The sequence below is a fragment of the Mycobacterium simiae genome, from assembly GCF_008370645.1.
In the GTDB taxonomy this organism is placed as follows: domain Bacteria; phylum Actinomycetota; class Actinomycetes; order Mycobacteriales; family Mycobacteriaceae; genus Mycobacterium; species Mycobacterium simiae_A.
On sequence record NZ_VTZN01000036.1, the window covers coordinates 1 to 19,857 of the forward strand.

15 protein-coding genes are annotated in these 19,857 nt (G+C 65.3%); 2 read left to right on the plus strand and 13 right to left on the minus strand.

Translation table 11 applies throughout. The features are described 5' to 3' along the window. From F0Q45_RS08420 to F0Q45_RS08460, 9 genes are all read right to left on the minus strand, one after another. A partial coding sequence (locus F0Q45_RS08420) for an acetylornithine transaminase (RefSeq protein ID WP_149653507.1) occupies nt 1-991 on the minus strand: 991 nt, incomplete at its 3' end. Further along, entirely contained in the window at nt 988-1,872 is an 885-nt protein-coding gene (gene argB / locus F0Q45_RS08425) for an acetylglutamate kinase (protein ID WP_149653508.1), read from the minus strand. The genes argB and F0Q45_RS08420, both read right to left, overlap by 4 nt. Further along, entirely contained in the window at nt 1,869-3,080 is a 1,212-nt protein-coding gene (gene argJ / locus F0Q45_RS08430) for a bifunctional glutamate N-acetyltransferase/amino-acid acetyltransferase ArgJ (protein WP_149653509.1), read from the minus strand. Before argJ ends, argB begins: the two co-directional genes overlap by 4 nt. Further along, nucleotides 3,077-4,120: an N-acetyl-gamma-glutamyl-phosphate reductase gene (gene argC, locus F0Q45_RS08435; RefSeq protein WP_149653510.1), complete on the minus strand. Its 1,044-nt coding sequence runs from the start codon at nt 4,118-4,120 to the stop codon at nt 3,077-3,079. The genes argJ and argC overlap by 4 nt, the downstream gene beginning before the upstream one ends. A gap of 235 nt (nt 4,121-4,355) precedes the next feature. Continuing rightward, nucleotides 4,356-7,070 (minus strand): PE family protein, encoded by a 2,715-nt coding sequence (locus F0Q45_RS08440; protein ID WP_149653511.1) that lies wholly within the window; start codon nt 7,068-7,070, stop codon nt 4,356-4,358. Nucleotides 7,071-7,220: 150 nt separating this feature from the next. Then, nucleotides 7,221-9,707, minus strand: coding sequence for a phenylalanine--tRNA ligase subunit beta (gene pheT / locus F0Q45_RS08445; RefSeq protein ID WP_149653512.1), 2,487 nt, complete (start codon nt 9,705-9,707; stop codon nt 7,221-7,223). Further along, nucleotides 9,707-10,750 carry a phenylalanine--tRNA ligase subunit alpha gene (gene pheS, locus F0Q45_RS08450; protein WP_149653513.1) on the minus strand — a complete coding sequence of 348 codons (1,044 nt, stop codon included), beginning with the start codon at nt 10,748-10,750 and terminating at the stop codon, nt 9,707-9,709. Before pheS ends, pheT begins: the two co-directional genes overlap by 1 nt. A 259-nt stretch (nt 10,751-11,009) precedes the next feature. Beyond that, entirely contained in the window at nt 11,010-11,792 is a 783-nt protein-coding gene (locus F0Q45_RS08455; protein WP_149653514.1) for a rhomboid-like protein, read from the minus strand. A gap of 18 nt (nt 11,793-11,810) precedes the next feature. Further along, nucleotides 11,811-12,698 (minus strand): adenylate/guanylate cyclase domain-containing protein, encoded by an 888-nt coding sequence (locus F0Q45_RS08460; RefSeq protein WP_223163887.1) that lies wholly within the window; start codon nt 12,696-12,698, stop codon nt 11,811-11,813. A 204-nt stretch (nt 12,699-12,902) separates the two neighbouring features. Here F0Q45_RS08460 and F0Q45_RS08465 point away from each other — a divergent pair, with 204 nt between their 5' ends. Next, the gene (locus tag F0Q45_RS08465; RefSeq protein ID WP_149653516.1) at nt 12,903-13,976 is read left to right on the plus strand and encodes an oxygenase MpaB family protein; all 1,074 of its coding nucleotides are present in this window, start codon (nt 12,903-12,905) and stop codon (nt 13,974-13,976) included. A 15-nt stretch (nt 13,977-13,991) separates the two neighbouring features. Here the strand turns inward: F0Q45_RS08465 and F0Q45_RS08470 are convergent, their stop codons facing one another. The 4 genes from F0Q45_RS08470 to infC form a co-directional block, all read right to left on the minus strand. Then, nucleotides 13,992-14,777 (minus strand): TrmH family RNA methyltransferase, encoded by a 786-nt coding sequence (locus F0Q45_RS08470; RefSeq protein ID WP_149653517.1) that lies wholly within the window; start codon nt 14,775-14,777, stop codon nt 13,992-13,994. A 19-nt stretch (nt 14,778-14,796) separates the two neighbouring features. Then, a complete protein-coding gene (gene rplT, locus F0Q45_RS08475) occupies nt 14,797-15,186 on the minus strand; it encodes a 50S ribosomal protein L20 (RefSeq protein WP_149653518.1) in 390 nt (129 codons plus the stop codon). A 78-nt stretch (nt 15,187-15,264) separates the two neighbouring features. Then, nucleotides 15,265-15,459 (minus strand): 50S ribosomal protein L35, encoded by a 195-nt coding sequence (gene rpmI, locus F0Q45_RS08480; RefSeq protein WP_149653519.1) that lies wholly within the window; start codon nt 15,457-15,459, stop codon nt 15,265-15,267. Between the two features lie 41 nt (nt 15,460-15,500). Beyond that, entirely contained in the window at nt 15,501-16,094 is a 594-nt protein-coding gene (infC, locus tag F0Q45_RS08485) for a translation initiation factor IF-3 (RefSeq protein ID WP_149653531.1), read from the minus strand. 423 nt (nt 16,095-16,517) lie between these two features. Here infC and lysX point away from each other — a divergent pair, with 423 nt between their 5' ends. Continuing rightward, nucleotides 16,518-19,835, plus strand: coding sequence for a bifunctional lysylphosphatidylglycerol synthetase/lysine--tRNA ligase LysX (gene lysX / locus F0Q45_RS08490; protein ID WP_149653520.1), 3,318 nt, complete (start codon nt 16,518-16,520; stop codon nt 19,833-19,835). Nucleotides 19,836-19,857: the final 22 nt, after the last annotated feature.

Genomic DNA, 19,857 nt, shown 5'->3' on the forward strand with positions numbered 1-19,857 from the left:
CGCGGCCGCGGACGTGATCGATCAGTGGGTGGCCGAGCGTTTCAACGTCCTGCCTGAGCGTTTTGCCCAGGACCTCGGCACGGCGGATCAGATCCTCGCCGTTCAGTACCCGCAGCACCGCCAGGGCCGCCGCGGTGCACACCGGGTTACCACCGAACGTGCTGCCGTGCAGTCCGGGGGTCAGCAGTTCCGCAGCTGGCCCGACCGCCAGGCAGGCCCCGATCGGCAACCCGCCCCCGAGGCCCTTGGCCAGGGTCACCACGTCCGGGGTGATGCCGTCGTGCTGGTGGGCGTAAAAGGCACCGGTGCGGCCCATTCCGGTTTGGACCTCGTCGAGTACCAGCAAGGCGCCGTGTCGCGAAGTGATATCACGGGCAGCCACCAGGTACCCCTCGGGTGGGACGACCACACCGCTCTCTCCCATGATGGGTTCGAGAAAGACGGCCGCGGTCGCGTCGTCGACCGCGGCGGCCAATGCGTCTGGGTCGCCATAGGGGACATGGGTGACGTAACCGGGCAACGGCTCGAATGGGGCCTGCTTGGCCGGCTGCCCGGTAAGTGCCAGCGAACCCATGGTCCTGCCGTGAAAAGCGTCCTGGGCGGCAACCAGTTTCGTGCGGCCGGTGAGCCGAGAGAGCTTGAACGCTAACTCGTTAGCCTCGGTTCCGGAGTTGCAGAAGAACACTCGCGCCTTCGTTTCGGCGCCCAACAGTGCCACCAGCTCTTCGGCCAGCGCGATACCGGGCTCGTTCACATACAGGTTAGAGGTGTGGCCCAAAGTTGAGATCTGTTGGGTGACCGCCTCGATGACCGCAGGGTGGCGATGGCCCAGCACGTTGACAGCGATTCCGCCGAGCAGATCGACGTAGGCCTTACCGTCGACGTCGGTGACCAGCGCGCCGTTCCCGCTGGCTAGCGCTACCGGTGGGGTGCCGTAGTTGTTCATCATCACGGCTTGCCATCTGGCCTGCATGCTTTCGGTTTGCGTCATGCGCTCACCACCTTGGTGCCGGTCCCCTCGTTGGTGAACAGCTCGACTAAGACACAGTGTTTGACCCGGCCGTCGATGACGTGCGCGCTGGGCACGCCGCCGTCGACGGCTCGCAGACACGCCTCGATCTTGGGGATCATGCCTGATTCGAGTGTGGGCAGCAGTTGCGCTAGTGTGTCCGTATCGATTTCGCTGACCAGCGAACTCCGATCCGGCCAGCTTGTGTAGAGTCCCTCGACATCGGTAAGCATTAACAACTTTTCGGCTCCCAGGGCTTCGGCCAAAGCCGCTGCCGCCGTGTCGGCGTTGATGTTGTGCACCACGCCGTCGGCATCGGGTGCCAGCGTTGACACCACCGGAATCCGGCGTGCGGCAATCAGATCCAGCACGGCTGCGGTGTTTACCCTGTCGACATCCCCAACCAGGCCGATGTCGGTGTCCACGCCGTCGACGTTGACGCTACGGCGCACCGCGGTGAACAGCTTGGCATCCTCACCGGTAATACCCACAGCGTAGGGGCCATGGGCGTTGATCAGGTTGACCAGCTCCCGGCCTACCTGTCCGAATAGCACCATCCGCGCCACGTCGAGCACTTCTGGCGTGGTAACCCGGAAGCCGCCCCTAAAGTCACCTTCGACCCCGAGACGGCGCAGCATTGCGGTGATTTGCGGTCCACCGCCGTGCACTACGACCGGATGGATGCCGCAGTTACGCAGAAAAGCCATGTCGGCGGCGAAGGCCTGCCGCAGCGTATCGTCGGTCATCGCGTTGCCGCCGTACTTGATCACGATGACCTTGCCGTGCAACTGCTTGAGCCACGGCAGCGCTTCGGCCAGCACCTGCGCCTTGACCCCCACTGCATTGTCGCCGGCGCGGGTCATGAGCTGTAGGCCGAGTTCTCTTCGACGTAGGCGTGCGACAGGTCCGTGGTCCGGATGGTGGCCCGACCGTTGCCGATGCGTAGGTCGACGGTGATGTCGATATCGGCGCCGGACAGGTCCACCTCCCGCGCTCCAGGAGCGCCGGTCCCATTGATACAGACGGCAAAACCGTTGAAGGACACGTTGATCCGATCAGGATCGAGCGAGACGGGCGCCATCCCGACGGCGGCCAGCACTCGACCCCAGTTCGGGTCGGATCCGAAGGCCGCAGTCTTGACCAGGCTGTCGCGGGCGACAACCCGGGCAGCGGTCAACGCGTCATCGTCGCTGGCCGCTCCTGTTACCGTCACGGCGACACGTTTGGTGACGCCCTCGGCGTCGGCTTGCAGCTGCGCGCACAGGTCGTCACACACTTGCAGCACCGCGTCGTCGAGATCGGTTTGCGATGGCTTGAATTCGCTTGCTCCCGAGGCCAGCAACAGTATCGTGTCATTGGTCGAGCAGCTGCCGTCGATGTCGAGCCGGTCGAAGGTGCGGGCCGTCGCCCGCCGCAGCGCCTGATCGAGTGCGGCCGGCCCGGCAACTGCGTCGGTGGTGAGCACGCACAGCATGGTAGCCAACGACGGTGCCAGCATGCCCGCGCCTTTGGCCATCCCGCCGACAGTCCATTTCTGCTGATGCAGCGCAACCTGTTTGGGAACGGTGTCGGTGGTCATGATGGCGTGCGCGGCGTCATCGCCCCCGGTCAGTCCCCCGTGCATCTCATGAACGATGTCACGAACACCGGCGAGTACCTTGTCCATCGGTAGCCGGTCGCCGATCAGCCCGGTCGAACAGACGGCAACCTCGATTGCCCCGGTCTCGGTTCCCCAGTCCGACAGCGCAGCCGCCACCGCCTCCGCAGTGGCGTGCGTGTCTTGAAAGCCACCCGATCCGGTGCAGGCATTGGCGCCGCCAGAGTTGAGGATCACCGCGCGCAGCTGCCCGGTGGTCAGCACCTGCTGGGACCACAACACCGGCGCCGCCTTGACCTTATTGCGAGTGAACACACCAGCGGCGGCATAGTCGGGGCCCTCGTTGAAGACCAGCGCAAGGTCGAGGGCGCCGGATGCTTTGATTCCAGCGGCGATGCCGGCGGCCCGAAAGCCAGCCGGTGCAGTGACGCCTTGAACACGCAGAAGTGTTGTGGCGCTTGGTATTTCGGTCACGGTGCCACTCCTATGACCGACAGGCCGTCGGTTTCCGGCCAGCCCAGTGCCAGGTTCATCGACTGGATGGCGGCACCAGCTGTCCCTTTGACCAGGTTGTCGATCGCCGCGAGCGCCACCAGCGTCCCGGCGTCTTCGTCTACGGCGACGGCAATGTGCGCGGCGTTGCTGCCGATCACCGCGCCAGTGCGCGGTAGCTGCCCTTCCGGCATCAAATGGATGAAAGGCTCAGCATCGTAAGCCGTTTCGTAGGCGGACCGCAGCTGAGCGATCGGCGAGCGGGTGCGCGCGGTGCAGGTGGCCAAAATGCCGCGCGACGTCGGGATGAGCACCGGGGTGAACGACACGGTGACATCACGGTCGGTGACTGCTCGCAGACCTTGCGCGATCTCCGGAGTGTGCCGGTGTGTTCCCGCAATGTTGTAGGCACGCGCCGAACCGATGATTTCCGAGCCGAGCAAGTCGGTCTTGGGAGCCCGACCGGCACCGGAGCTACCGCTGACAGCGACGACCGCCACCGCCGGCTCGATGAGGTCATCGGCCATGGCGGGCAGCAACGCCAGCAGAGCCGCGGTCGGATAACAACCGGGAACCGCGATGCGGCGCGCGGCTTTGAGCTGCTCACGCGCACCTGGCAACTCCGGCAGCCCGTAGGGCCAGCTTCCGGCATGCGGAGACCCGTAGAACCGCTCCCAAGCCGCTGCGTCGGTAAGCCGGAAATCCGCGCCGCAGTCGATGATCAGCGTCTCGGGGTCGAGTTGTCCGGCCAGTGCGGCCGAATGCCCGTGTGGTAGGCCGAGAAACACCACGTCGTGCCCGCTGAGCACAGCGGGCTCGGTGGGTTCGATTACTCGCTGGGCCAACGGCACGAGGTGCGGGTGCTGCGCACTGAGAGCGGTTCCTGCGCTGCCCGCTGCGGTCAACGCACCGATCGTCAGCCGACCCGCGGTGTACGCGGGGTGTCCAAGCAGCAGGCGGAGGATCTCACCGCCCGCGTAGCCGCTGGCACCCGCAACCGCCACCCTTATCACGTCGGCCATTCCACCAATACTGCATGATTATTCAGTTACTTGCAAATCCATTCTTTCTGGGCGTACAGCTCGCGGAGCAATGCAAAAACTGTCGCCGGGACGCCCGACCCGCAGGCTTTTCAGCGCAGCTGAACGGCGCCAGCGTTGGCCGAGGCGCCAGCAGCCTCGCCGGGTGGTCCGGTCGCTCGGCTCACGCTGCGAACGCCGACAAGATACTGCGTTTGTTCTGTACCAAACGCTCCGATCAACCGGCGATCGCATTCGCGAGTTGTACGGGGGCGTAATTCAGCAGGGCGGGAATGATGCCGCCGGCAGGCGTGCCGCCGAGGGGAAGGGTAATCGGCGAACCAAGCACTACCGCTGTGGCGGTAAAGGGCTTAAGCGGAGAAATAATGCCTCCCACGGGGACGTTGGCCGTCAGCGACGTTATGCCGGGGATCGGCGCCAGCGACGTCGGCAGCGGCAGCGGCAGCGTGGCTTCGCCGTTGAGGAATCCGTTGGCGACGTTGGCGGGGGCACCGATGATCGCAGCCAACGCCGCCGGCAGGTTCCCGGCCTGCACAGCGCCGATGAATGTGGTCACACTATTCGCGAGTGCTATCGCCGTGGTGACCGGCGAACCTATCGCATTCAGCGTCATTGCCAGCGGCAGCCCAAAAGTCATTGAGAAAGTACCGATATCGAACGAGATGTTCGTATCGGTGAGCGCCACGAGCACATTGGTGAAGTGCTGCGAAATATCTCCCGGAATACTCAGAATGGGCAGGAGATCTCCCACCGGACCCAGCAACTGGATATTCGACAAGTCGGCTGCATCAAGGCCACTGACGAACACTTTGACAAGCGCCTGCGCCACGTCGCTCACCGCGCCACTAATGTTGCCCGCCACCAAGGCCTCCAAGGCCGCTTGCAGGCTGGGCGGCACGCCGGCCAGTCCGATAGCGAAGTCCCTGGTGGCGTTAGCGAACGATGCTACGGTCAGCTCGCCATAACCGAACTGGTTGATGAGGATTTGGTTCAGGAAAGGCGCCGGGTTGGCCAGCCAGGTAGTACCGATGCTCTGCAGGTTGGCGATCGTATTGGCGATGAGGCTTTCATAGGGCCCGAAGATGGGAGCAAGGCTTTCGGGCAGCACCGCAGCCGCGCCGGGCGGACCGGGCGTCCCACCCTGGCCGAACACGCCGCCGGCACCGGCCTTACCGCCGTTCCCAGCGGGTCCGATCGTCGCACCAGCCCCGCCAGGACCGCCGGGCCCACCGTTGCCGCCGTTACCAATAAAGCTCGCGTTGCCGCCGCTACCACCGTCACTACCGGCACCACCGACACCGCTGGCGCCAGCACCGGCGCCGCCGGCGCCGCCAGCCCCACCCTCGCCTCCGTCACCGAATAGCAATCCGCCATCGCCGCCGTTGCCACTGACACCGCCGACACCGCCGAGACCAGCCTTCCCCGCAGTGACGGACGCCCCGCCAGCGCCGCCGTCTCCACCGGCCCCACCGTTACCGATCAAGAAGCCGTTGCCGGCGGCACCGCCCGCCCCACCAGTCCCGCCGGCCTGGTTATTCGCAGCGGTAGTTCCACCGATGCCGCCATCGCCACCTGCCCCGCCGTTGCCATACAGCAGCCCGGCGACACCACCTGCCCCGCCGGCCCCGCCCGTCCCGCCGACACCGGCTAGCAGAGTTGCGGAGTTGGCCCCGCCAGAACCACCGGCCCCACCGGCACCACCGTTACCGAACAAACTAGCGCTGCCGCCGGCCCCCCCGATCCCGCCGGTGCCCGCGTTGAAGACGGACCCTGACGTAACCCCACCGCTGCCACCGGCCCCGCCCACGCCGCCGTCGCCGTACAGCAGCCCAGCGTTGCCGCCGCGGCCGCCGGCCCCACCGTTCTGGCCGATGCTCAACAACGTCGTGCCGGCGCCACCGGCACCGCCAGCACCGCCGAAGCCCAATAACCCAACATTGCCACCGGACCCGCCGGCCTGGCCGCTACCGGTGAGGCTACTGGCGCCGCCGGCGCCGCCGGCCCCGCCGTTGCCGACCAGGGTATTCCCGCCGTTACCACCAGTGCTGTCGGTGCTCGATCCGCCGGCTCCGCCGGTGCCGAACAGGGCGTTCCCGCCGGCACCGCCAGCGGTCGTCGCGCTGGATCCACCGATGCCGCCGTTGCCGATCAGCCCGCCGTCCGCGCCACGCAGCCCAGAACCGGCCCCCGCGTCGCCGCCGTTGCCGATCAGCAGCCCGGCGTGACCGGCGGCGCCGAATGGCCCGCTTCCGCCATTACCGCCGCTTCCAAAAAGCAGGGCATTGCCGCCGGCTCCTCCGGCGCCTACCGCCGTTGTGCCGATGCCGCCGGCGCCACCGGCGCCACCGTTGCCGTAGAGCCACCCGCCGGCGCCGCCGATGCCACCCGGCCCACCGGCGCCGGCCGCGTTGGCGCCGCCGGCTCCACCGGCACCGCCGTTGCCGATCAACCCGGCGGCCCCGCCGTTACCGCCGGCGAGCCCGCCCCCTGTTTGGCTGTAACCGTTGCCGCCGTTGCCATACAGCAGCCCGCCGGCGCCGCCATTCGGATTTGCCGCGGTCCCGTCGGCGCCATTGCCGATCAGCGGCCGCCCAAGCAACGTCTGAGTGGGCGCATTCGCCGCGCCGAGCACGGCTTGCAGCGGCGAGGCGTTGGCGGCCTCGGCCGCCGCATACCAGCCCGCACCTGTGTTCAGAGTCTGCACAAACTCGGCGTGAAACGCCGCCGCCTGGGCGCTGAGGGCCTGATAGGCCTGGGCGTGCGTGCCGAACAGCGCTGCAATGGCCGCCGACACCTCATCCGCGCCTGCGGCAAGCACCGACGTCGTCTCCAACGCCGCAGCGGCATTCGCCGTGCTGATAGTCGAACCGATATTCGCCAAGTCTGATGCTGCTGCGGCCACCATCTTCGGAACCGCGATTATGAACGACATCTCATTCCCACCCCGTCATCATCGACTGATCAGCAGGACCAGAACGTATCGCGATGGCCTAGACATTCTCAGCCCTATCGCCAAATTGGTTGCGCGCCTGAATAGTTAGGTCAGCGATTGCATCCCGATCCGTCGATGCTCGACGGAGAATCAGCGACGCAACACAGCGCCCACCCGCTCGGTGGCGCGTTGCACCGCGGCATCGCGGGCCGCGCTGGCGTCGTCTTCAGTCAGTGTGCGATCCGGCGCGCGGAACCGCAGCGCGAAGGTCAGCGACTTGCGATGTTCGCCGATCTGCGGGCCGGTGAAGACGTCGAACAATCGAACGTCCTCCAGCAGGTCGCCGGCCCCTTCCCGAACGGCATCGGCCACCGTCTGGGCGGGGACGTCCGCGGACACCACCAGGCTGACGTCTTGGAACACGGCGGGGAATGGCGACACCCTAGGTGCCGGCAACGCTTCAACCAGGGGGATCGCATCCAGGTTCAGCTCGATGGCGCACATGCCTTTCGGCAGGCCCGCGCGCTCGATCACCGCCGGATGCAGCTGCCCCGCATGACCGACGGCGGTATCGCCGACGAGCACTTCAGCGCACCGGCCCGGGTGCCATGGCAGGTACTGAGCCGCCCGAAGAGCCACGTCAATTCCGCTGGCGCGTGCGATGATTCGCACCGCCTCGAATGCGTCTGCGGCTTCGGCCGCGCGGCCCGGACCCCACGGACCGCGCGGCTCCCGCAGCCCGGCAAGCACCGCGGCGACGTGTTGCGGTTGCCGGGGCAACGACGCATCCAACGTGGCGATCTCGCCGTCAGTGGGCCGGCGGTGCACCGGGATGAGCTCGATGCCGCGCGTCTGTTCGGTCGGCTGGACCACCTGGGCGATGGCAAACAGCGCGACATCGACGAGGCCACGAGACACGTTGCGCCCCAACGCTTCCAACAGCGCGGGAAGTAACGTGGTGGCCAGATGCGGACGGTCGGCTTCCAACGGGTTGACCACGTTGGTCGTCGCCCGGCGCGGGTCATCAGCCGCCAGCCCCCACAGGTCAAAAATTCCGGCATGCACAAATGGTGTCGGCAGTACCTCGACGTACCCGGACAGCGCCAGCGACTTACCGATCGCGCGGCGTCGCCGCTGTACCGCCGTGAGACCGCGGCCCGCGGGGGCTGCTGGCAGCACCGGAGGGATAACTTCTAGGCCCTCGAGGCGCATAACCTCCTCGACGAGGTCGGCGGGCTGCAGCAGATCGGGCCGCCAGCTAGGCGGCGTCACCGTCAAAGTGCTGCCGTCTCGCACCACCTCGGCACCGATTTGAGCCAGTCGCCGAGCCGTCGTGCCGGGGGAATAAGTCACCCCGGCGCAGCGGTTCGGTAGGTCGGCGTCAATGCGGATCGGCGGCAGCGCCCAGGCGTCGACTGGTGGCTCGCCGCGCCAATCGGTCAAGGTCGGGGCGACCGCTCCCCCAGCGATGTCCGCCAAAAGCGCGGCGCACCGATCCAAGGCGGCCACCGAAATAGCCGGGTCTACCCCGCGCTCGTAACGGCGGGCCGCCTCACTGGGCAGGTGCAGACGCCGCTGGGTGCGCGAGACCGCAGCCGGATCCCATATCGCCGCCTCCAACAGGACGTCGGTGGAGTCGGCGCGCACCTCTGTGCTAGCCGCACCCATGACGCCACCGATCGCCGCAGTGGCGATGTCATCGACGATGAGGACATCGCGGGGATCGAGTCGGCGTTCGACGTTGTCCAAGGTGACGACGGCCTCACCAGGTCGGGCGAACCGCACCCCCAAGCTCCCGGAAATCCGGTTGCGGTCATGTGCGTGCATCGGGTGACCAAGCTCGAGCATTACGTAGTTGGTGGCATCCACCGCCGGTGAGGTCGCGCGGATGCCGCAGAGCATCAGTCGTCTTTGCAGCCACCAGGGCGATACTGCGGCCGGATCGATCCCGGTAACCGGTCGCAGCGCAAACCTGCGTACCCCGGTCTCGGCCTGCACTGTTAGCGGCCAGGCCGCCCCTTCGACCGGTAACGCCGGAACGTGGGCGGGATCGACGAAATCCAGGTCGTAGGCGCACGCGATTTCGCGGGCCAAGCCACGCACCGACATGCAGTAGCCGCGGTCGGGGGTGATCGCCAAGTGAAAGACCACGTCGTCCAATCCGAGCACGCGCGCGCCGTCGGCTCCCGGTTCAGCGGCGGCCGGCGGCAACACTAGAATCCCGGAATGGTCTGCGGCCAAGCCCAGTTCGGCTGCCGAGCAGATCATTCCCGCAGAGGTGCGACCGTACGTCTGGCGGGCGGTGATGGTGAAACCACCCGGCAGCGTGGCGCCGGGCAGCGCCACGACAACCAAATCGTCGACCATGAAATTCGTGGCACCACAGACAATTTCGTGCTGCACGCCGTCGCCGATGTTTACCTGACAAGCTCGGATCGGCTTTTTGAAACCGGTCAGCTCGTCAATGTCGGTCACCCGGCCGACGGTCAGTGGGCCGTCGACCGGGCCAAGTGTTATCACCTCTTCGACTTCGTGGCCGATGCATACCAAGGTCTGCTCGAGTTCGCCGGGACGGACGTCCCAGCCCGGTGCCCCGACCGAGACCACCTCCCGCAGCCAGCTGTAGGGAACTCGCATCAGGCGCCCACCCCGAACGGCAGCGAGAAGCGGATGTCGCCCTCGACCATGTCACGCATGTCGGGAATACCGTTGCGGAACTGCAGGGTTCGCTCGAGACCCATCCCGAACGCGAAGCCGGAGTAGACTTCGGGGTCAATTCCCGCCGCTCGCAACACGTTTGGATGGACCATCCCGCAACCGCCCCATTCCACCCAGTCGGCGCCGCCCTTCTTGTTGGCGAACCACACATCGACCTCGGCCGACGGTTCGGTGAAGGGAAAGAAATGCGGCCGGATCCGAGTGCGGGCTAACGGCCCGAACTCGGCTCGGGCAAACGCATCCAAGGTCCCGCGCAGGTGCGCCATGGTGAGGCCGCGATCTACTGCCAGGCCCTCGACCTGATGGAAGACTGGTGTGTGGGTGGCATCTAACTCATCAGTACGGAAAGTCCGGCCGATCGAGATGATGTACACCGGCAGCTCGCGCTGCAGCAGGGTGCGGACCTGTACCGGCGAGGTGTGGGTACGCAGCAGCTGCCGCGAATCCTCGGGCGCAATATAGAAAGTGTCCTGCTCGCTGCGCGCAGGATGGTCCGGCGGGAAGTTCAGGGCATCGAAGTTGAACTGCTCGCTTTCCACCTCGGGACCTTCGGCCAGCTCCCATCCCATCGCGATGAAGGTGTCGGCGATGTGCTCGGCCAAAATCGTGATCGGATGCCGGGCGCCGATCGGCTGCCGCGTGGATGGCAGTGTGACGTCGATACCTTCGGCGACCAGCACAGCCGCGTCGCGTTCGGCCCGCAACGTCGCCAGGCGCTCGTCGTAGCTACGTTGCGCGTCGCCACGGGCAATGTTCACCCGCTTACCGGCGTCCGCCCGCTCGTCTTTGGGCAAGGTGCCGAGCGCCTGACGTGCCAGCGCCAGCGGTGAGCGGTCCCCGAGGTGCTCGGTCCTGGTGTGCGCCAGCGCGTCCAGGCTGTCGGCGAGCGCGAAGGCCTGCTGAGCGGCGTGGACCGCCTTGGTCAAGGCTTCCGGCGACAGGTCGACGGGTAGATCACCCACGCGGCGACACTCTCCTTGCTGACGAGGTTGGCTACAAAGGCCTGGCGTCCGTCACCCCGGCCAGCGGTGGACCTCGGAGCCCACATCGTAGCGGGGTGAGTTCAGGGCACGGGTATGACGCAAGTGCCGATCATAAGTCATCGGCCCGCTGACCCAGTGATCCCCACGACTTGGAATCGTCGCGCCGCCGAAGGTTCGAGATTCGAGTATTCCGAACTAGGCCACAGCGACATGTCGCCGCAGGGAAAAGGAGCTTCCGCTATACCGATACGACGCGCGCCGTGTTCCGGCGCGCGAACCCGTATGCCGCCAATGCCCCCAACACGCCCAACGCCACGCCAATCGATGATGTCCAGCCGGTGTGCGCGAGCAGCAGGAAGCCAAATCCGGCCGAGACCACCAGCAACGAGTAACGCGCGGGGGTCCAGCGGACCGGGCGGTCGAAGCGTGTGGTCACCACCATGCCGAGCAGCAACGAGATGGCATGGCCAGCATCGGTGAAATCGCCACCGCCAATCGCCGCCGCCAGGCCCAGCGACAGCCACCAGCCGATCCACGCAGGCCGCCAGCGCGCGGAGATGGTGGCGGTGAGTGCCCCGAGGACCGCGAGAGCGCCATAACTCATGCCTACGTCGCTGACGCGGGTGATGGACCACGGCAACCAGCCGAACTCGACGGCCCCTGCCAGTGCGGCCGCCACCAGCAGCGTGGCCCCGAGATGGCCAACGGCAAACGCGACGGTCAGCCGGCCAGTACGCAGGTGTAGCTCGGCGAGCGCGAGCAAACACCCCAGGCACGGGAGCCAGAAGTACAACGGGCCTTCGGCAATGACGAACGCGCTGTTCCACAGAGTTCCCAAGCGGCCTTGTGCGAGGTTGTGCAGGTTGGTGCTGGCATGCCGAATTACCCGCTCGTGGGCTTGCGGACCGAGCATCAAGATCGCGCTACTGACCGACGCGAGAGCTGCTAGATAGCCCAGGGTGAACCGCACTCGCGCGAGCCGGTAGAAAATTCCATAAACCCGATATGTCCGATAAGTCATTGGCATCCACTATGCCTGCTAATTTGTCTCATCTGGATCACCAAACGTTGGCAAATCCCTGCGAGCCTTGAGGCGATAGATCGCCAAGTCCGGTGGGATTCCGGTGAGCTTGCTGGAAAACATCGGTCGGCGTGCCTTCTTGGCCACGACACCTAATGCGTCTAGCTCACTTTGCGGAATCAGATCCAGGGTAGGGCTCGAAATCATGATGCCACCTTTGGTGGCGCGTTCCATGACGCGAGCGGCAATGTTGACATCGACGCCGAGCCAGTCCGCAGCCAGCCGCTGCGGGCGTCCGGTATGGATGCCGACCCGCATCCGCGGCGTATAGCCCTGCACGTTGACGGCTTTCAATGCGTCTCGAGCGGCCAATACGGCCCGCACGGCGATTGTAGGGTTGCGGAACACCGCCATGATTCCGTCGCCCATCCGTTTGACGATGTGCCCGCCGGCGTCGAGCAGCGGGGTTTCGACAGCCCGGGCAACCTGCCGCAATAACGTCAGGGTTGCCTCGTCACCGGCGTGGAGCGACCACGTCGAAAAACCCACGAGGTCGGTAAAGACGAGCGTCACCTGCGGATTCGCTGGACGTCGCGAAATCGCCTCGGTCAGCGCCTGCCACACCTGAAGCACACCAAGGCTCACTTCACGAGATGCCGCACCGCGATCGCCCAGCAACCGGTCGGCAGCTCGGGCCGCCGCACGCGGCCCGCCCTCACCGGCGGTGGAGAGCGGATCGCCGAAGTCCGGGTCACCGGGCAGTAGCCTCCGCGCCCGCCGGACGAATGCCACTACGCCTGGACTGTGGTTCGTGGAGCGCAGCCACTGCGCTGGCGAGGGTCGACGCGCGTCGAACTCCACCTCGTCGGGCACGCCGGACTCCCCATCGCCAGCCCCGACCTCCACCTGGCAAGGGTAGGTGGTTTCGACCGAGCCGGGCAATCAGCGCCGCGGCGAGTGTGTCCCATGTCGCAGCAAACATGCCGATCACATGGTTGCGACGCGACCGTAGCGAGCCCGTAACGGCGATGCGTCACACCCACCGAAACCGTGGACAACGCGTGTTGTCACGAATTATCGTGAGCCCATATTGAGCGCTTGGAGGCCGTGATGACTCCCACATCGTCGACACCAGCTGAGCCACTCGGGCCTGATTCTTTGACCTGGAAATACTTCGGCGACCTACGCACCGGATTGATGGGGGTGTGGATCGGCGCTATCCAGAACATGTATCCGGAGCTGGGCGCCGGAGTCAGTGAACATTCGATCCTGCTGCGTGAACCGCTGCAGCGGGTCGCCCGCTCGGTGTACCCCATCATGGGCGTCGTCTACGACGGTGACCGGGCGGCCGGTACCGGCGAACAGATCAAGGGCTACCACCGCACCATCAAAGGTGTCGACACCAAGGGCCGTCGCTATCACGCTTTGCATCCGGAGACGTTCTACTGGGCCCACGCCACATTTTTCATGCTGGTCATCAACGTGGCCGAGTACTTCTGCGGAGGCTTGACCGAGGCCGAGAAACGCCAGCTGTTCGACGAGCACGTCCAGTGGTACCGGATGTACGGGATGAGCATGCGGCCAGTGCCAACATCGTGGGAAGAATTTCAGAAGTACTGGGACCGGGTTTGCCGCGACGAGCTCGAGATCAACAAGGCGACCCTGGATATCTTCGTCATGCGTATTCCGAAGCCAAAGTTCGTTCTCATGCCCACCCCTATCTGGGACCAGTTGTTCAAACCCGTGGTTGCCGGCCAGCGCTGGATCGCTGCTGGTTTGTTCGACCCGGCGGTCCGGGAAAAGGCCGGGATGCACTGGACTTCGGGCGATGAGGTGGTGTTGCGTTTGTTTGGCAAGTTGGTCGAGCTGGCGTTCCTGGCGGTGCCCGACGAAATCAGGTTGCATCCGCGCGCGTTGGCCGCCTATCGGAGAGCGCAGGGCCACAACCGAAGTGATGCGCCACTAGTTGAAGCCCCGGCATTCATGGCGCCGCCGAGGGACCGTCGCGGTCTGCCGATGCACTATTTCCCACCACGTTCCGGTGCCTTCGCGCGGTCGTTTCCCCGCGCCGCTACGGACCCGGCTCGGATGCTCATGGAGCGCGCAGGTTCGTTACTACACACGACGCTCTCGCTGGCCGGCCTTCGACCGGCCCGGGGCCGGAGTCGGGCGTCGGCCGCATAGCAACCCGCCTAACACTCAGCGATTGCAGCGTAGCGCCCGAGCGCTTTGGTACAGGCAGATCGCCGCGGCGGCGGCGACGTTCAGGCTCTCGGCTCCTCCTGACATTGGGATGCAAACGCGGTGGTCTGCCACCCTCGCGATGTCGGCAGCTAGTCCGTGGGATTCGGGCCCGAACAGCCACCCCGTCGGGCTGCCCAGCAGCTGGTCGGCATCGTCGAGGGACACCTCCCCGTCTACCGCGCTGGCTAACACCTGCAGCCCGGCGGCACGTAACAACGCGAGGCCGGCGTGCGTGTCCGGTGCGGCAACCACCGGGATCGAGAAGATACTGCCGGCGGACGCGCGCAGGCACTTGCCGTTGTACGGGTCGACGCTGTGCCCGGCAAGAACGACAGCCGCCGCTCCCATGGCGTCGGCGATGCGGATGAGCGTGCCCGCGTTGCCCGGCTCACTGATCTCGACGGCGACGGCGATCAGCCGCGGCGAGCGGGCCAACACATCCTCTAGGCGGGCCGCCGCCATTTCGCAGACCGCGACCAGGCCCGTCGGGGTAACGGTGTCGGACAACACTTTTGCGGCACGCTCGGTCACCAGATGCACGGGCGCGGCATATGCGGCCAACAACGACTCATGCCGCTGGGCAGCGACCTGGGTGACAAACACCTCTCGGACTAGCCCGCGTTTCGTCGCGGCCGCGACCAAGTTGGGGCCTTCAGCGAGAAATTGATGCGCGCGACGTCGGCCGATGTGGCGATGCAACTTAACCGCAGCAACCACCGTGGCCGAGCGCTCGGTGAGCACCTGAAACCAGGTTCCCGGGCTATGCAGCCTCTCCCGAGGGGGCGTTGACATCCTCGGGTAAAGCCGCCCGGGCAACCGCGACGAGCGCTGTGAACGCCGCCGGGTCGGTGACTGCGATGTCGGCGAGGTTCTTACGGTCCACCTCGACACCAGCGGCCTTGAGGCCTTGAATCAGCCGGTTGTAAGTGATGTCGTTGGCGCGCGCGGCCGCATTGATCCGCGAGATCCACAGTTTTCGGAACTCGCCTTTTCGGGCGCGACGGTCGCGATAAGCGTAGTTGAGTGAATGCAGCTGCTGCTCTTTGGCTTTGCGGTAGAGCCGGGACCGCTGGCCGCGATAGCCTTTCGAAGCCTTCAGGATGGAGCGCCGCTTCTTGTGGGCGTTGACTGCCCGCTTCACGCGTGCCATGGGTTGTTCCTACTCTCGTTCGGACGTCATTGGTCAGGTGCCAACCGCTCTTACGGAGGCCGGTTTTCCGAGCGCCGGCTAGCCGTTCAGCAGCGCATTGACCCGCTTGGTGTCGTTGGCAGACACCGTCCTACGGCCGTCCAGCCGCCGGGTTCGCGTGGTCGGTTTGTGCTCCAACAGATGCCGGCGGTTGGCTTTCTGCCGGACGATCTTCCCGGTCCCGGTGCGCCGAAAGCGCTTCGAGGCCCCACTGTGGGTTTTTGCCTTGGGCATCTTTCCTCAGTTCTGATCAGTTCTGGTGTGGGCTTGCAACGTTAGTTCGACGAAGGTTTGGCGTCGCCACCCGCCGGACCGGCCACCGATCCCTCCGGATGCCGAGCTCGCGCGCGAGTCTTCGCGCCGCGGTGTGGTGCCAGCACCATCGTCATGTTGCGGCCGTCCTGCTTAGGCGCTGTTTCGACGAATCCGTACTCGGCGACGTCAGCACCTAGGCGCTGCAGCAACCGATATCCCAATTCGGGTCGCGATTGCTCACGTCCGCGGAACATGATGGTGACCTTGACCTTCGATCCGGCTTCCAAGAAACGCACCACGTGGCCCTTCTTGGTTTCGTAGTCATGATCGTCGATCTTCGGCCGCAGCTTCTGTTCCTTGACGACGGTCTGCTGCTGGTTGCGACGGGATTCACGCGCCTTTTGCGCCGCCTCGTACTTGTACTTGCCGTAGTCCATGATCTTGCAGACCGGCGGTCTGGCATTCGGGGCCACTTCGACAAGGTCGAGATCGGCGTCCGCGGCGACGCGGAGTGCGTCTTCGATACGCACGATGCCTACCTGCTCTCCCCCTGGACCGATCAGTCGGACTTCAGGTACGCGGATGCGCTCGTTAACGCGGGTCTCAGTGCTGATGGGGCCTCCCTCGTTGGCTGTTGTTCCACTGCGGCCAGAGCCTGAACGGGGCCGAGAACAGTGCGTGGAATACACCAGCCATCAGCAAAAAAGCCCTGCACCAACAGGGCCCAATGCCGACCGATCGCGGCTCGAATCTGCTCGAGCCGCCTGCGCCACGCGCAGAACAGGCACTATGTGCCTGTGACCGGACCGCATGGCCTGAAACAAGTCGGTAAAACTTCTCGTGGCTAGCGGTGGGAGTGGGACTCCACTTACTGTCCCTGGCCTTCGCCGGGATGGTCGCAGCAGCCAGTTTAACAGCCATGACGCGCCGCTAGGGCACGGAGCCGACCGGCGCGGCAACCCAGCTGCGGCGACCGGGTGAAAATCAGCGCCGCTTCCCCAGGATTTTCCCGCGGGTAGCGAATATCCTCGCGGTCTGTGACCCTCACAACGCCTCGCTCGGTGGAGAGCAGGCCCGTCTCCAGGTTTCACTGGGTTCCCGCGGCAGCCGGCTGGGCCGTCGGAGTCATCGCCACCCTGTCGGTGCTGGCCAGCATGTCGCCGCTGATCCGGTGGACCATCAAGGTTCCACGGGAATTCATCAACAGCTACCTATTCAACTTCCCCGATACCAGCTTCGCGTGGTCGTTCGTCCTGGCGTTGCTGGCCGCAGCTTTGACCGCGCGCAAACGCATCGCCTGGTTGCTGTTGCTGGGCAACATGGTTCTTGCCGCCTTCCTGAACGTCGCCGATATCGCCGCGGGAGGGAACACCGCTGCGGAGAACTTCGGCGAGAATCTTGGCTTCGCGGCACACGTCGTGGCGATTGTCGTGCTGGTGTTGGGCTATCGCGAGTTCTGGGCCAAGGTCCGCCGGGGTGCGCTGTTCAAAGCGGCCGCGGTGCTGTTAGCCGGTGGAGCCATCGGAATCTTGCTTTCCTGGGGTTTGGTCGAGCTTTTCCCGGGCTCACTTGCGCCGCAAGACCGCTTGCCCTACGTGGCCAACCGGGTGGTTGGGTTCGCCCTCGCCGATCCCGACCTATTCACCGGCAGGCCGCACGTCTTTCTCAACGCCATCTTCGGCTTGTTTGGCGCATTCGCGCTGATCGCGGCCACGATCGTGCTGTTCCAATCCCAGCGTGCCGACAATGCGCTGACCGGGGAGGACGAATCGGCGATTCGCGGGTTGCTGGAGCTGTACGGCAAGAACGATTCGCTGGGTTACTTCGCCACCCGTCGCGACAAGTCGGTGGTATTCGCCCCTAGTGGCCGCGCCGCGGTCACCTACCGGGTGGAGATCGGGGTCTGTCTGGCCAGTGGCGACCCGGTGGGCGACCCGCGGGCGTGGCCGCAAGCAGTCCACGCATGGCTACGGCTGTGCCAGACCTATGGCTGGTCGCCGGGTGTGATGGGCGCGAGTTCCCAGGGGGCCCAGGCATATCGTGACGCTGGGCTCAACGCTTTGGAGCTCGGCGATGAGGCGATTCTGCGGCCGGCCGACTTCAAGCTGTCCGGCCCCGAGATGCGCGGAGTGCGCCAAGCCGTTACCCGAGCACGTAGAGCCGGGCTGACTGTGCGCATCCGGCGCCACCGCGACATTTCCGCGGAGGAAATGGAGCAGACCATCGCACGGGCTGATGCCTGGCGAGACACCGAAACCGAGCGGGGCTTCTCGATGGCACTGGGCCGCCTGGGCGACCCTGCGGACTCCGACTGCCTGTTGGTCGAAGCGCTGGACCCGCACCATGTGGTGGTGGCGATGCTGTCTTTGGTGCCGTGGGGCCACACCGGCGTTTCCCTCGATGTGATGCGTCGTTCTCCGCAATCCCCGAACGGCACCATCGAACTCATGGTCAGCGAGCTTGCGCTGCGAGCAGAAAGCATTGGTATAAACCGTATTTCGCTGAACTTTGCGATGTTTCGATCCGCCTTCGAACAGGGTGCTCAGCTCGGCGCCGGCCCGATCGCGAGGTTATGGCGATGGCTCTTGATGTTCTTCTCCCGGTGGTGGCAGATCGAGACGCTGTACCGCTCGAACCAGAAGTACCAACCCCAGTGGGTACCCCGCTACGCGTGCTACGAGGACGCCCGGTTGATACCCAAAGTGGGTGTCGCCTCGGTGATTGCTGAGGGCTTCCTCGTACTTCCGTTCACCCGGCGCAAGAAAACACACACTGGCCACCACCCAGCAGTGCCGGAACGGCTGGCCGCCACCGGGCTGTTGCATCCCGACGGCTCGGCGCCGGATTTGACGGAGTTGCAGCAAGCGCAATTCGATGAGGGCGATGAAGTGCGGCGCCGGCTGCCAGAGCAGGTGCGCGTTCGGCTGACCAAGTTAAAGAAGTTGCGAAGCGACGGCATTGACGCCTATCCGGTAGGTCAGCCGCCCAGCCATACGGTCGCGCAAGCGATGACTGCGAGCGAGGCGGCCGCCGTGTCCGTGTCCGGACGCATACTACGAGTCCGCAACTACGGCGGCGTGTTGTTCGCGCACCTACGCGACTGGACCGGCGAAATGCAAGTACTACTGGACGATTCATGCTTGCAGCAGGGCCGTGCCGCCGATTTCAATGCAACGATCGACCTTGGTGACCTGGTGGAGATGACCGGGCATATGGGATCGAGCAAGCTGGGAACGCAATCACTGATCGTGCGCAGCTGGCGTCTGATCGGGAAGTGCTTGCGCCCCTTGCCCAATAAGTGGAAAGGGCTTACCGATCCGGAGGCGCGAGTCCGGAATCGTTACGTCGATCTGGCGGTCAACGCCGAGTCGAGGGAACTCCTCGCCACCCGCAGCGCAGTGTTGCGCTCGATCCGAGAAACCTTGTTCGCCAAGGGGTTCATCGAGGTCGAGACCCCGATGCTGCAGCAGGTGCACGGCGGAGCCACGGCTCGACCATTCGTCACGCACATCAACAGTTATTCGATGGACCTGTTCCTGCGCATCGCACCGGAGCTGTATCTGAAGCGGCTGTGCGTCGGCGGCGTGGAACGCGTATTCGAACTGGGCCGGGCTTTTCGAAACGAGGGCGTTGACTATTGCCACAACCCGGAATTCACCTTGCTCGAGGCATATCAAGCGCACGCCGACTACCTGGTGTGGCTCGACAGCTGCCGCGAACTTATCCAGAACGCCGCCCAAGCCGCCAACGGCGCACCCATCGCGATGCGGCCTACGAGCGACGGCGGACTTGAGCCGGTGGACATTTCCGGGACTTGGCAGGTGAAAAGTGTGCATGCCGCGGTTTCCGAAGTCCTCGGTGAGCACATCGACGCCACCACCGGCGTGGCGACGCTGCGGAAGCTGTCAGATGCCGCCCGCATTCCCTATCGCGCGCAGTGGGATGCCGGCGCGGTGGTGCTCGAGCTCTACGAGCACTTGGTGGAAAGCCGCACCGAACAGCCCACCTTTTACATCGACTTCCCGACGTCGGTGTCGCCGCTGACCCGTCCGCATCGCAGCAAGCTTGGCCTCGCTGAGCGTTGGGACCTGGTGGCTTGGGGCGTCGAACTCGGTACCGCCTACAGCGAACTCACCGACCCGGTCGAACAGCGCCGCCGCCTGCACGAACAATCTTTGCTGGCGGCCGGCGGAGATCCCGAGGCGATGCAGCTCGATGAAGACTTCCTGCAAGCGATGGAATACGCAATGCCCCCTACCGGGGGTCTCGGCATGGGCATCGACCGGGTCGTCATGCTGATCACCGGGCGCAGCATCCGCGAGACGCTACCGTTTCCGTTGGCCAAGCCGCACTAGGTGGGCTTGCCGCTCCCAGCTA